Annotated in this window: 17 protein-coding genes; 4 read left to right on the top strand and 13 right to left on the bottom strand. The window is 50.6% G+C overall.

Features of this window, described 5'->3' with window-relative positions; translation table 11 throughout:
• Positions 1–12: 12 nt before the first annotated feature.
• Genes hemW through M977_RS07585 form a run of 5 tightly spaced genes read right to left on the bottom strand, consistent with a single transcriptional unit; the run spans position 13 to position 3,332 of the window.
• Entirely contained in the window at positions 13–1,149 is a 1,137-nt protein-coding gene (gene hemW / locus M977_RS07605) for a radical SAM family heme chaperone HemW (RefSeq protein ID WP_064513713.1), read from the bottom strand.
• The gene (locus M977_RS07600) at positions 1,142–1,735 is read right to left on the bottom strand and encodes an XTP/dITP diphosphatase (protein ID WP_064513709.1); all 594 of its coding nucleotides are present in this window, start codon (positions 1,733–1,735) and stop codon (positions 1,142–1,144) included. The genes hemW and M977_RS07600 overlap by 8 nt, the downstream gene beginning before the upstream one ends.
• A 28-nt stretch (positions 1,736–1,763) precedes the next feature.
• Positions 1,764–2,054: a DUF167 family protein YggU gene (gene yggU / locus M977_RS07595; protein ID WP_064513708.1), complete on the bottom strand. Its 291-nt coding sequence runs from the start codon at positions 2,052–2,054 to the stop codon at positions 1,764–1,766.
• Entirely contained in the window at positions 2,051–2,605 is a 555-nt protein-coding gene (locus M977_RS07590; RefSeq protein ID WP_064513707.1) for a YggT family protein, read from the bottom strand. Before M977_RS07590 ends, yggU begins: the two co-directional genes overlap by 4 nt.
• A gap of 22 nt (positions 2,606–2,627) precedes the next feature.
• Complete coding sequence (locus M977_RS07585; protein WP_064513706.1) at positions 2,628–3,332, bottom strand: YggS family pyridoxal phosphate-dependent enzyme; 705 nt, start codon at positions 3,330–3,332, stop codon at positions 2,628–2,630.
• Positions 3,333–3,347: 15 nt separating this feature from the next.
• Between M977_RS07585 and M977_RS07580 the strand changes: the two genes are divergently transcribed.
• The 3 genes from M977_RS07580 to M977_RS07570 are packed head-to-tail and all read left to right on the top strand — an operon-like array spanning position 3,348 to position 5,077.
• A complete protein-coding gene (locus tag M977_RS07580; protein ID WP_064513704.1) occupies positions 3,348–4,352 on the top strand; it encodes a type IV pilus twitching motility protein PilT in 1,005 nt (334 codons plus the stop codon).
• A gap of 54 nt (positions 4,353–4,406) precedes the next feature.
• A complete protein-coding gene (locus M977_RS07575; RefSeq protein WP_064513702.1) occupies positions 4,407–4,589 on the top strand; it encodes a type II toxin-antitoxin system HicA family toxin in 183 nt (60 codons plus the stop codon).
• Positions 4,590–4,612: 23 nt separating this feature from the next.
• Positions 4,613–5,077: a type II toxin-antitoxin system HicB family antitoxin gene (locus tag M977_RS07570; protein WP_064513701.1), complete on the top strand. Its 465-nt coding sequence runs from the start codon at positions 4,613–4,615 to the stop codon at positions 5,075–5,077.
• On the opposite strand, the gene ruvX is transcribed toward M977_RS07570, so the two are convergent.
• The 8 genes from ruvX to metK all read right to left on the bottom strand — a co-directional run bounded on the left by ruvX (position 5,074) and on the right by metK (position 12,276).
• Positions 5,074–5,493, bottom strand: coding sequence for a Holliday junction resolvase RuvX (ruvX, locus tag M977_RS07565; RefSeq protein WP_064513699.1), 420 nt, complete (start codon positions 5,491–5,493; stop codon positions 5,074–5,076). The genes M977_RS07570 and ruvX overlap by 4 nt on opposite strands.
• Positions 5,493–6,056 carry a YqgE/AlgH family protein gene (locus tag M977_RS07560; protein WP_064514199.1) on the bottom strand — a complete coding sequence of 188 codons (564 nt, stop codon included), beginning with the start codon at positions 6,054–6,056 and terminating at the stop codon, positions 5,493–5,495. The genes ruvX and M977_RS07560 overlap by 1 nt, the downstream gene beginning before the upstream one ends.
• 128 nt (positions 6,057–6,184) lie before the next feature.
• A complete protein-coding gene (gene gshB, locus M977_RS07555) occupies positions 6,185–7,132 on the bottom strand; it encodes a glutathione synthase (RefSeq protein ID WP_064513696.1) in 948 nt (315 codons plus the stop codon).
• A 15-nt stretch (positions 7,133–7,147) separates the two neighbouring features.
• On the bottom strand, positions 7,148–7,879 hold the full coding sequence (gene rsmE, locus M977_RS07550; protein WP_064513694.1) for a 16S rRNA (uracil(1498)-N(3))-methyltransferase: 732 nt from the start codon (positions 7,877–7,879) through the stop codon (positions 7,148–7,150).
• Between the two features lie 53 nt (positions 7,880–7,932).
• Positions 7,933–8,640, bottom strand: a complete 708-nt coding sequence (endA, locus tag M977_RS07545) for a deoxyribonuclease I (protein ID WP_064513692.1) — start codon at positions 8,638–8,640, stop codon at positions 7,933–7,935.
• 92 nt (positions 8,641–8,732) lie between these two features.
• A complete protein-coding gene (locus M977_RS07540; RefSeq protein ID WP_074392010.1) occupies positions 8,733–9,248 on the bottom strand; it encodes a SprT family zinc-dependent metalloprotease in 516 nt (171 codons plus the stop codon).
• Positions 9,249–9,320: 72 nt separating this feature from the next.
• On the bottom strand, positions 9,321–10,715 hold the full coding sequence (locus M977_RS07535) for a sugar porter family MFS transporter (RefSeq protein ID WP_064513688.1): 1,395 nt from the start codon (positions 10,713–10,715) through the stop codon (positions 9,321–9,323).
• A 406-nt stretch (positions 10,716–11,121) separates the two neighbouring features.
• Positions 11,122–12,276: a methionine adenosyltransferase gene (metK, locus tag M977_RS07530; RefSeq protein ID WP_064513686.1), complete on the bottom strand. Its 1,155-nt coding sequence runs from the start codon at positions 12,274–12,276 to the stop codon at positions 11,122–11,124.
• A gap of 471 nt (positions 12,277–12,747) precedes the next feature.
• Here metK and M977_RS26105 point away from each other — a divergent pair, with 471 nt between their 5' ends.
• Positions 12,748–12,843, top strand: coding sequence for a hypothetical protein (locus M977_RS26105; protein WP_420535598.1), 96 nt, complete (start codon positions 12,748–12,750; stop codon positions 12,841–12,843).
• Positions 12,844–12,871: the final 28 nt, after the last annotated feature.

Genomic DNA, 12,871 nt, shown 5'->3' with positions numbered 1-12,871 from the left:
TCCGACAGATAATCATTCGGCCAGAAAAATTTCTAATAGCGAATTCAAAAACAGCTTACCGTGTTCGGTAATCTGCCAAAACTCTTCTGTCTCAATCAAATAATCTTTAGCCATTGCCTCGTCTAACTGCGCACGAATCACCGACTCATCAAGCCCGGTATACAGGCTAAATTCGTTGCGAGGTGCGGCTTCCAGCAGACGGAAACGGTTCATAAAGAACTCGAATGGTTTGTCGGCTTGTTCAACATCGTGCTGCTTATCGAGGTATTTGCCTTCCATGTAACCGCGTGGATGGCGAGTTTTGGCGGTACGCATAATGCGTCCGTCTTCAAATGTCACTTTGCCGTGGGCACCGCAGCCAATCCCCAGATAATCACCAAAGCGCCAGTAGTTCAGGTTGTGCTGGCACTGGTAGCCTGGTTTCGCATAGGCCGAGGTTTCGTATTGCTGGTAACCGGCAGCCGTCAGCAGTTTGTCGCCCTGCTCGAAAATATCCCACAGTGCGTCGTCGTCCGGCAGTTTTGGCGGGCGTGAGCTAAACAAAGTATTCGGCTCAATCGTCAGCTGATACCACGAAAGATGCGGTGGGTTCAGTTCAATCGCCTGGCGCAAATCATCGAGCGCTTCTTCCAAAGTCTGATCCGGCAGGCCGTGCATGAGATCCAGGTTAAAGCTGCGCAAGCCAAGACCGTTTGCCAGATGTGCTGCACGCTTTGCTTCGCCAGAATCGTGAATACGCCCCAGGCGCTTGAGTTTCGGTTCGCTGAAACTCTGCACGCCGATAGAAATGCGGTTCACGCCAGCGCGCTGGTAACTCACGAAACGGTCTGCTTCTACCGTCCCGGGGTTCGCTTCCATGGTAATTTCCGCATCCGCTGCCACCGGTAGGCGTGCACGCACACCGTCGAGCAGGTTTTGCATCGCCTCGCCTGAAAGTAGACTCGGCGTACCGCCACCAATAAAGATGGTCTTTATTTCACGTCCTTGTGCCATTGGCGCGTCATTTTCCAGATCGCGCAACAGGTGGGCGACATACTCATCGTGTGGTACGTCGCCTTTGAGTGCATGAGAGTTGAAGTCACAGTAGGGGCACTTCTGCACGCACCACGGGATATGAATATAGAGACTCAGAGGTGGCAAATTAGCCATTTTTCATTGCTTCCAGTAACAGTTTCAGTGCTCGCCCGCGGTGGGAGATCGCACGTTTTTCATCACGAGTAAGCTCAGCGGCTGTTTTGCCTTCACTCGGGACAAAGAAAATAGGGTCGTAGCCGAAGCCACCCTGGCCTGCGGCTTCGCGGGTAATCTGGCCTTCCCAGCTACCGTGACACACTAGTGGCGTTGGATCTTCTGCATGGCGCATATAGACCAGCACGCAATGGAATCGTGCTTTGCGCTGATCGTCCGGCACATCTTTCAGTGTAGCCAGTAACTTTTCCAGGTTCTGCTGGTCGGATGCATCCACGCCTGCGTAGCGTGCGGAGTAAATCCCCGGAGCACCACCCAGCACATCAACAGCCAGACCGGAGTCATCGGCGATGGCAGGCAGGCCGGTAACCTGTGCGGCATGGCGCGCTTTCAGAATGGCATTCTCGATAAACGTCAGCCCGGTTTCTTCGGCTGACTCCACGCCCAGCTCAGTTTGCGCCACAACATCCAGACCAAAATCGCCCAGTAAATCGGCGAGTTCACGCACTTTACCGGCGTTACCGGTTGCGAGGACAACTTTTTGCATAGTGAGAAAATCCTGTGAAATTGGCTAATTATTCGAGCAAAGCCGCGACTTCCGTCGGGATGTGTTGCGGGTCGATAATCTTAATTTGTTTATGGCGGCCCAGTTCGCCTTTCTCAAGCAGCACCTGGCTTTTGGCCACTTTGAACTGCTTAGCCAGGTATTTTACCAGATGAGCGTTGGCTTTGCCGTCTATCGGTGGGGCGGTGATGGCGACTTTAAGCTCGTCGCCATGTAGCCCGATAATACTATCCCGGCTGGCTTTAGGCTGAATATACAGCCGTAAAACCAGCCCGTCGGAGTTAAGGCTCACTGCACTCACAGCAAATACCAAAGCCCCGGGAACAAGTCCATGCCAAGGTAATTCAGCGCGTAGAGAATCAAAATGACGATCATCGCTGAAAAATCGATACCACCCATAGCCGGAAGCACGCGGCGAATGGGCGCCATCATTGGCTCAGTGAGCTGCATCAACACGTATTCAATTGGGCTGCGGCCCTGGCTTATCCAGCTCATCAGCGAGCGGATAATGATCACCCAGAACACCAGCGTACCGGCGGATTTGAGCAGTGATAACAAGCCCACCAGCAGGTTCATCGGGTCAAGCGATAAAGCGCCAACCTGAATGAGCAGCAAAACCGGGTACTTCAATGTGGTGAGAATAAACGCCACCAGCAAAGAGGCGGTATCAATTGGCCCAATCGACGGAATGATCCGGCGCAGCGGCCCGACAATCGGCTGGGTAATCTTGACGATAAACTGCGCAAAAGGGTTGTAAAAGTCACAACGTGACCACTGCATCCAGATGCGAATCAGCAGCACCATCACATACAGTTCAATCAGTGTTTTGACCAGGAAAGTCAACGTCAGCATGGCGTTCCTCAAAATTTAGTGATTAACGTGCGGAATAATCCCGCGCGCCGAAAATAGCGGTTCCAATGCGCACCATGGTGCTGCCTGCGGCAATCGCGGCGTCCATGTCATCGGTCATGCCCAGGGACAACGTATCAACCGTTGGGTAACGGTTTTTGAGCGATTCGAAAGCTGCTGCCATTTTCTGGCAAACCGCTAACTGACGCTCGTAATCAGGTTCAGGGGCAGGAATTGCCATCAAACCTCGTAACACCAGACCCGGCAGAGCGGCAATATCAGCCGCGAGTGTTTCAAGCTCACTTATCGCAATGCCAGATTTGCTTTGTTCATCACTGATATTAATTTGAATCAGCACGTTAAGCGGAGCCATTTCGTCCGGGCGTTGTTCGCTCAGACGGCTGGCAATGCGCAACCGATCAACGGTGTGGCACCAGTCAAAATGCTCTGCAACCAGACGGCTTTTGTTCGACTGCAACGGGCCGATAAAGTGCCACTCAAGGGTTTCTTCGCCGTTTTCGGCAAAGTAACGAATTTTATCCACGCCTTCCTGCACGTAGTTTTCACCAAACGCGCGTTGCCCGGCAGCAACGGCTTCTGCGATGGCACCCGCAGGCTTTGTTTTGCTCACTGCAAGCAAAGTCACTTCTTCTGGAGCACGGCCGCAGCGTTCAGTTGCCGCTAAGATTTTATTCTGAACCTGTGCCAGATTGTGCGCTATCTCGTTCATAGGTTGAAAAGTGATATGGATATCGAAGAAATTGTGGCCCTTAGTGTAAAGCATAATGTCTCTGATCTACACCTGTGTACGCAGCTTCCTGCTCGCTGGCGCAGGCAAGGGCGGCTTGAACCTCTGCCCGAAAGTGCGCCAACCCCCGCAACGTTGCTGAGCATCTGGCTGACAAACGGGCAACGAGAAGAATTAGAGCAACACGGGCAACTGGATTTTGCCGTTACCCTGGCAAGTGGCACCCGACTGCGTGCCAACGCTTTTCGCCAGATGCAAGGCGACTCGCTCGCTTTGCGGATACTCACCTCTCACAGCCCAAAACTTGAATCGCTAAACGTTCCTGCCATTATTCCGGAATTACTGAAATCTGCTGATGGCTTAATTCTGGTCACCGGGGCCACGGGCAGCGGTAAATCCACTACGCTTGCGGCGATGGTGGATCATCTCAACCATCATTTCGACGGGCATATTCTCACCCTGGAAGATCCTATCGAGTTTGTTCATCACCCGAAGCGCTGTTTGATTCAGCAACGAGAACCGGGACAGCATTGCCGATCGTTTGCCGCAGGTTTACGTGCGGCACTGCGTGAAGATCCTGATGTCATTTTGTTGGGTGAATTGCGTGACAGCGAAACTATCCGCCTTGCACTCACCGCCGCAGAAACCGGGCATTTGGTCCTCGCAACGCTCCACACTCGCGGGGCGGCACAAGCAGTAGAGCGGCTGGTCGATGTATTTCCTGCAGAAGAAAAAAACATGGTTCGCAGCCAACTGGCGGGCAGTTTAAAAGCGGTGTTGGCACAGAAATTATTGCCCGATAGCTGTGGCGAAAGAGTGGCTCTGTTCGAGTTACTGGTCAATACACCCGCCGTAGCGAGCCTTATCCGTGAAGGGAAAACCCACCAATTACCGGGGCAAATACAAACCGGGCAGCAATATGGCATGCAAAGTTTTGCTCAAGGTGAAGCGGTGTTACGTGCGGAAGGTCGTATTGCCGATGGGGAAAAAAATGATGGTTAAAATAATTGCTTATGTGTGTATTGGTGTGTATTGTTTTTCCATCAGGAGAAAACCATGAATTCTTCTGACCTGATTAAGGAACTGAAGGCCGCAGGATGCGAACCCGCCAGAAATTCGGGAGGCAGCCACTGGATCTGGTGGTCGCCAAATACCGGGAATACTTTTCCGGTTCCGCATCCAAAGAAAGATCTTCCCATCGGTACTGTCAGATCCATTCGTAAACGCGCGGGAATATGATTCCCAACTCACGGAGATTACCTATGTTTTTTTCTGTTGGCGTGGAGATGCCTGCAAACGAGAACGAAGCGTTCGGTCTGGTTGTACCGGCGTTGTGCAATGATGATTTTGGCTGTGTATCAGCGGCAGATTATCAGGATGAAATCGCAGAAATGGTTCGAGAAGCCATTTTGCTGATTGTTGATCTTATGGTTGAGCGCGGTATGGATATAACCCAGCTTAAAGATGCCGGACCATTCGTCTACGCGGCAAATCCAGAATATGCATATTGTAGCCAGTGGCTGCTGGTTGATGTGGATTTGTCAGCTCTGGAGGGAAAGCAGCAGCGGATCAATATTTCACTGCCAGATGCACTTCTGGAACGAATTGATAACCGTGTAAAACAGCCATCATCGGGTTATCGGGATCGAAGTCATTTTCTGGCCGTCGCAGCAAGGCATGAGCTGATTGATGAGTCTTCAGACATGCCTGACAACAAAAAAGACTAAGGATTATAGTCAAACCAACTTTCAAGAATCACAACGGCTGAGGCGGAATCAATGCTGCCTTTATTGAGGGCGCGGAAACCGCCGTGCTCGAATAACCCAGCGCGTGCTTCCACGGTGCTCAGGCGTTCATCCTGCAAAGAGACTTTTACGCCAAAGCGGCCATGCAGGCGGTTGGCAAACTTACGTGCGCGCGCGGTGAGTGGCTGCTCGGTACCATCCATATTCAGTGGCAAGCCTACGACGACTTCATCGGGTTGCCACTCTTTGAGGATTTTCTCGATAACGTTCCAGTCGGGTGTGCCATCCTGTGCTTTCAGGGCGGTTAAAGGGCGTGCTGTTCTGGTAATGCGTTGGCCAATGGCGACACCAATACTTTTGGTACCGAAATCAAAGGCTAATAAAGTCCCACTGCTCATCAGGCGTGTCCCGCTTCACTTGGCATGTTATGGATATCAATGCCGATTAATTTTGCGGCTTCTCGCCAGCGTTCAGAAATCGGGGTATGGAAAAGAATCGATGCATCTGCCGGAGCGGTTAGCCACGCGTTGTCGAGAATCTCTTGTTCCAGTTGGCCTTTTTCCCACGAGGAGTAACCGAGCGCGACAATCACATCCGTAGGTTGTTTTGCCGTGCCAATGGTTTCCAGCACATCGCGAGATGTGGTGATCACGGTGTCGTCCGAAATACGGATACTGGAGGCGAAACAATCTGGAGGGGAGTGCAAAATAAAACCGCGGTCTTCCGCCAGCGGGCCGCCAATAAAAACAGGTTTATCAAGGCGAATGGCTGGGTCACGGGGTTCTGGTTCGATTTTTAATTTTTGTAGAACACCATCAACCTGAAGGTTTTCAAGGGGTTTATTAATAATTATCCCCATTGCGCCTTCGTCGTTGTATTCGCAGATATAAACGACGGCTCGCTTAAACAGAGGATCCTGGAGCGCCGACATGGCAATTAGAAAGTGATGCTGTAAATTCATTGTCAGAGGTTTTGGTTCCGGTTGAATAAGCGACATTTTATGCGCAGGGAATAGTCAGTTTATCATTATTGAACTGCTCTGGACACTCGGCCCATCCTTGGGCCATACCCCTGAAAAAGGGCGCCGGACTATTTCGCCAGGCGTTTTTCGATAGCGTCAAACAACATGCCAGTAATAGAAACCGGGAATTCGGCTTCGATTTCACGAATGCACGTTGGGCTAGTGACGTTAATCTCGGTCAGACGGTCACCGATGATATCCAGGCCAACAAAAATCAGCCCTTTCGCTTTAAGCGTTGGGCCAACACGGCGGGCAATTTCCCAGTCGCTTTCGGTCAATGGGCGCGGTTCGCCACGTCCACCTGCTGCCAGGTTGCCACGGGTTTCACCGCCCTGGGGAATACGCGCCAGGCAGTAAGGAACAGGTTCGCCATCAACCACCAGAACCCGCTTGTCGCCATCGACAATGGCAGGCAGGTAATTCTGCGCCATGCAGTAACGGTTGCCGAGTTCAGTCAGCGTTTCAGCGATGACGCCAATGTTTGGGTCACCTTCTTTAACGCGGAAAATTGAAGCGCCACCCATGCCATCTAACGGCTTGAGGATGATATCGCCGTGCTTTTGCCAGAACGCTTTAAGCTGCGCTTTGTTGCGCGTCACCAGTGTTTCTGGTGTCAAATCAGCAAACCAGGCGGTGAACAACTTTTCGTTACAGTCGCGCAGGCTTTGCGGTTTGTTAACGATCAACGTGCCTTGTTCTTCGGCGCGCTCAAGAATATACGTCGCGTAGATAAATTCGGTATCAAACGGAGGATCTTTACGCATCAATACGACGTTGAGATCCGCAAGCTTGATGTCTTGCTCACTACCAAATTCGTACCATTTATCGTAGTTCTGCTCGACAGTGACCAGGCGAGTGCGTGCGTGTGCTTCGCCGTTGATCAAATACAGATCGGCCATTTCCATGTAATGCAGTTCATAACCACGGCGCTGTGCTTCCAGCAGCATGGCAAAGCTTGAGTCTTTCTTGATGTTAATGTTTGCGATGGGGTCCATCACGATGCCGAGCTTGATCATTGTTTTTCTCCGGTTTTAGCCCAGGTCGCCAAAACGCACTTGCAGCGCAGTAATGGCTGTGAGCGCGGTAGTCTCAGTGCGTAGAACGCGAGGTCCCAACAGAATATCAGTAAACTGATGACGTGCGGTCATGGCAATTTCATCAACCGTTAAACCGCCTTCCGGGCCAATTAGCAGGCGCACACGTTCAACAGGTTGCGGCAATGTATTAATACTGGCGCTGGCACGAGGATGCAGGTTGAGCTTGAGGCTTGCATCATCTTCAGCACACCACAGTTCAAGATCCATAGCCGGGCGAACTTCTGGCACGATATTGCGACCGCATTGCTCGCAGGCGGCAATAGCAATTTTCTGCCACTGTCCCAGTTTCTTGTTCAGGCGCTCGGCATCCAGTTTTACGCCACAGCGTTCAGAAAACAAAGGCGTAATCACATTCACACCCAGTTCGACGGCTTTCTGAATCGTGAATTCCATCTTCTCACCGCGCGACATGACCTGGCCGAGATGTAGATGAAGTGGGGACTCACGGTCATCAACGTTCGCGCTCAGGACTTTGACCCGCACGCTTTTTTTATCGGCCTGAATAATTTCAGCCTCAAAAATCTGATTGCTGCCGTCAAACAATTGCAACGCGTGGCCTGCACTCATGCGCAATACGCGGCCAACATGATTTGCTGCATCTTCGCAAAGTGCGATGTCCTGGCCGACGGAAAGGAGTTCAGGGTGATGAATGCGGGGTATACGCATGGTTTTTAATATCCAAAAGCGGGAACAGTGATAACAATTCCCGCTAGTGTAGGTTAGCTGTTTTGTGCCTGGCAAGCCCGCAGCACATAAGGGTTATGATTGCCCTGAACTTTAGCGATGCGTTCGTCGCGTTCGCACTCCCAGGTGGTGACTGGATATTGCTTATTCCACGCCTCAAACAGCTGGGTTTGCTGGCGAGAAAGGTTTAGCTGATATTGGTCACGCATATAGAAGTATGTGCGGGCGATGGCACCACGGGCACGCGCTGGTGGCTCGGCAATCTTTTCTTTGAAGTCCACTTTCATTGCGCATTGCCCATACTGGCCTTCGCCGCCATTCCACTGGCTATACATAAAGTTGTTACGGTCAGCATTCACTTCACCAACAGCCGGTTGCAGGTTATGCATATCGCTCTCCATCTTGCGATATTCCGGGTCTTTAGCGCAGTTTTTACGGCCACCATCTTGCCAACATTGGCGCTGATGGCCGAACTGCCAGGCTGGAACAACATGTTCCCATTCGATACGTGAGGCACGGTTTTCATTTTTACGCACTTTGTAGCCGCATGACTCCAGATCGGGAACACCCTTTTTCCCTTCCCAGTTAATTTTACATCCACAATAGAAGTCGCCAGGCGCGTCGGCATTCACTTTGGCACCAGCCGCTTTTGCCTGAGAGAAATTATTGATACCGGAGCTGAACGTAGAGAAAGAGCAGAGGGCTGCAACAAGTGCAACAGCCAAAGAAATTTTGCGAGACATTTCCAGAATCCTTACTAAATCGAGTCCGCACACTACCGCACGATTTATTGGGATTCAATCAGCAAAATCAGGAAACTTTATGGATAATATTTTTAATTACAGTGGGTTGTAACGTCAGGTTTTAACAGGTCGCCACATTGCACACAGCGGTATTCTGACTCGCCGCTCAGGACTTTGTTATGACGGCGCACCGTCAACTGATGCTGTTGGCAACGGCAGCGATAGGGGAAGGTGTTTTTGCGAACGGATTGCACTTCAAACTTATGGGTCCGGCGGGCAGGAACGCCAAGCACTGTTTCCATCATCCATTTCCACTCTTTGCCATGTGGCGCTACGCGGCCAAAGTGTTTCCACACCAACAAATGAGCCAGTTCGTGAGGTACCACCTCATCAATAAAGGTCTGCTGGTTTTCCATTAACAACACCGGGTTGAGACGGATTTCGTAGCTATCCATCCATGCTGTGCCCGCAACTGTGCCTCGCTGCTGATATACCAGCTTCGGTTCCGAGTAGTTACGGCCTAAGTGCAGATTTGCCTGTTGAAGCTTTTCCCGTAGGCAACGCATAACGGCTTGCTGGAGTGCGATGGGGAGTCTTAGGGATTTCATAGCGGCAAAGAATAGTGCGAGGTGGTGCATGGTGCAAGCCCTTCTCCCGTTAAGGAGAAGGGTGGCTATTGCTTAGTTGTGAGCGCCAATCTCACGTAAACGGCGGCCTTTCATCAGGTTACGTTCGATATGCTCCAGGGAAACGTGTTTAGTTTCAGGAACCAGCCACACGGTGAGAACAATAAAGAACAGGTTCAACGCGCCGTATACCCAGAAAGTATTCGCATTGCCCAGCGTGTTAAGCATGGTCAGGAACGTTGCACCCACGATCATGTTCGCAATCCAGTTGGTGGCGGTTGAGCAAGTGATACCAAAATCGCGCCCTTTAAGCGGCTGGATTTCAGAACACAGTACCCAAATCAGCGGGCCGGCACTCATTGCAAAACCAACGATAAACATTAGCAGCATGGCGATAGCAAAGTATTGCGCGCCCTGGGAATGAATACCAACGTGCAGCATAGTCCCGAGAATGCCCATGCCCACGGCCATAACCATGAAGCCTAGTACCAGTGTAGGTTTACGGCCCCAACGGTCTACCAGACCAATAGCAATGAAGGTTGCCAGTACGTTGATAAGACCAACGATGACGGTGCCCCACATCTGCTGAGTGGTATTGGTGAAGCCAGCAATTTCGAAGATTTTCGGTGCGTAATACATGATGACGTTCATACCAGTGAACTGTTGCATCACCTGAAGCAGAACACCCAGGAACACGGCACGAAGGAAGTGGCTGTTTTCTTTAAACAATGACCAGCCGCTTTGTTTCACCTTCAGGCTTTCACGGATTTCTTCCAGTTCGCGTTTTGCTTCAGCACTGGTGTCACGTAAGCGCATCAGGACACGCTCAGCATCATGGAAGCGACGTTTTGCGGCGAACCAACGTGGGCTGTCTGGCAGGAAGAATACGCCAACCAGCAAGATCAAAGCAGGAATGGTGATAACACCCAGCATCCAGCGCCATGAACCGTTATAGCTGAAAGCTGTATCGGAAAGGTAAGCGCCAAGAATACCGATGGTAATCATCAATTGGTACATGGAGATCATGCTGCCACGGATTTTTTCTGGTGCAATCTCAGACAGGTAAAGTGGTGCCGTATAAGACGCAACACCGACTGCCAGGCCGAGCAATACACGGGAGAGAATCAGAATTTCAGTGTTCGGTGCAAAAGCCGAGCACAATGAACCTGCAACGAAAAGCACTGCGCCAATCATCAGGCTGTATTTACGCCCGATGCGGAAGGATAGCCAGCCACTGCCCACGGCACCGACAGCTGCACCAAACATCATCGAACTTACAACCCACTCTTGCTGGTGCGCAGTTATCTGGAAATCTTTAGCGATAAACGGTAACGCACCGGCAATCACGCCAATATCGAGGCCAAATAACAAACCGGCCAGGGCTGCAAGAAAACAGACAAAAAAGGTCATGCTTTTGTTCGAGCGCCCTTGTTTTTTTATTTCAGGCATAGTGCTCTCCAGTTGAATAATTTGGGGGATATCTCGCTATTAAGGTTAGGTTAACGCGACGTAAAATTGTGTGATTCAACTCACGTTAGTGTAATCGGTTACACTAGTGTCAAGAACTGTATATGTAATTTATATAATTAAAACAGTGAATTGAGTGTAGAAAATAAAACCAAAATTTTCCATGCAAGACTAATCTGAAATGTTTTGTAACTAGCGCAGCAACAAAATGTTGTCATGCAGAACTGTCTTAATTAATGCCTTGTTAACGCCAATGTAACCGTTTCCACTGGTGTTGTTTGTTACGAGAGATTTTGCGGGAAGAGGATTTAAGTGTTGTAGGGGGGTAAAAAAGAAAAAGGCCAGCGAAGCGCTGGCCTTTAAAGTTTGATGGTGAACTGGCTAGAGGTTATTTCAGGCCAGCAGCATCACGCAGCAATTCTGCTTTGTCGGTTTTTTCCCAAGGGAAATGCTCACGACCAAAGTGACCGTATGCTGCGGTTTCTTTGTAAATTGGGTGCAGCAGATCCAGCATCTGAATCAGGCCGTACGGACGCAGGTCGAAGAACTCACGTACCAGCAGGGTCAATTGCTCGGTAGAGATTTTCTCAGTACCGAAGGTTTCAACCATGATGGAAGTTGGCTCAGCAACGCCGATTGCGTAAGAGACCTGGATTTCACAACGGTCAGCAAGGCCCGCAGCAACGATGTTTTTCGCCACATAACGTGCCGCATACGCCGCAGATCGGTCCACTTTAGATGGATCTTTACCAGAGAATGCGCCGCCACCGTGACGAGCCATGCCGCCGTAGGTATCAACGATAATTTTACGACCGGTCAGACCGCAGTCACCCATTGGACCACCGATAACAAAACGGCCTGTTGGGTTGATGTGGTATTTAGTGGAAGCATTCAACCATTCTGCTGGCAGAACTGGCTTGATGATCTCTTCCATCACCGCTTCTTGCAGCGTTTTCAGTGCAACATCTTCTGAATGCTGAGTAGACAAAACGACCGCATCGATGCCAACGATTTTACCGTCGTCATACTGGAAAGTGATCTGGCTTTTTGCATCCGGACGCAACCATGGCAGTGAGCCATTCTTACGAACTTCAGCCTGGCGTTGAACCAGACGGTGTGCGTAAGTGATTGGCGCTGGCATCAGCACTTCGGTTTCGTTGGTCGCATAACCAAACATAAGGCCCTGGTCGCCTGCACCTTGCTCCAGCGGGTCAGTACGGTCAACGCCCTGGTTGATATCCGGGGACTGCTTACCGATAGCGCTCAGCACTGCGCAAGAGTTGGCATCAAAGCCCATATCAGAATGCACGTAGCCGATTTCACGAATCGTTTGACGAGTGATCTCTTCGATATCAACCCAGGCGCTGGTGGTGATTTCACCGCCAACCAGAACCATGCCGGTTTTCACGTAAGTTTCGCAAGCTACGCGCGCTTTTGGATCCTGTTCCAGGATCGCATCAAGCACCGCATCGGAGATTTGGTCAGCGATTTTATCGGGATGCCCTTCTGATACAGACTCGGACGTAAAGAGGTGTTTGGCCATGTTTTATTCACCCTAAGAGAATTAGGTTAGTGCAGACTGCTGTTTATCGGCGCTCGAACCAGTGCAATGTACTGGTAACGTGAGTTTTCACCACAGGTTTCATTTCAGGCAGTCTAACAGTTAATCGGTATAGATGGATTAACATCTGGACGTCTATTCTAGGTTATCCATTAATCAGATTACCAGTGATTTTTACGCCTGCAAGTCTGCGCAAATAATCTCGGGTGGCAAATTTTACTGACAGTGCCGCAATCCAGGGATTTTTACTTTGCAATTTTCGGCTTTTATCGGTATAAAGCGGCGCGCGCGGCTCATTCAACAAGCACACAGTTTTTGTGTTGCCCACTTCCAGCCGGGTTGAGCAAATTTCTGAGCTTTGGCTTGTCGCATACCCAAACCGTATGCGTGGAGGTGATACGATTGAAAAACCGTTTTAATTCGCAAACTCTGGCGACCGTCCAGGTCGTGCATATGCTCCTCGCATCCAGCAACTCTTTGCTACAACTGCATTCCTGCCGATGTTATACCCATCTTGGCGCATCGATGGATTCTCGGGCCGGTTTTTAAACCCTCGAAATTCAGAACTTGGGCTCTC

The sequence above is a fragment of the Buttiauxella gaviniae ATCC 51604 genome (genome assembly GCF_001654835.1).
In the GTDB taxonomy this organism is placed as follows: Bacteria; Pseudomonadota; Gammaproteobacteria; order Enterobacterales; family Enterobacteriaceae; genus Buttiauxella; species Buttiauxella gaviniae.
The sequence above is the reverse complement of the archived record's forward strand: the minus strand, read 5'-3'. Positions and strand labels throughout refer to the sequence as shown.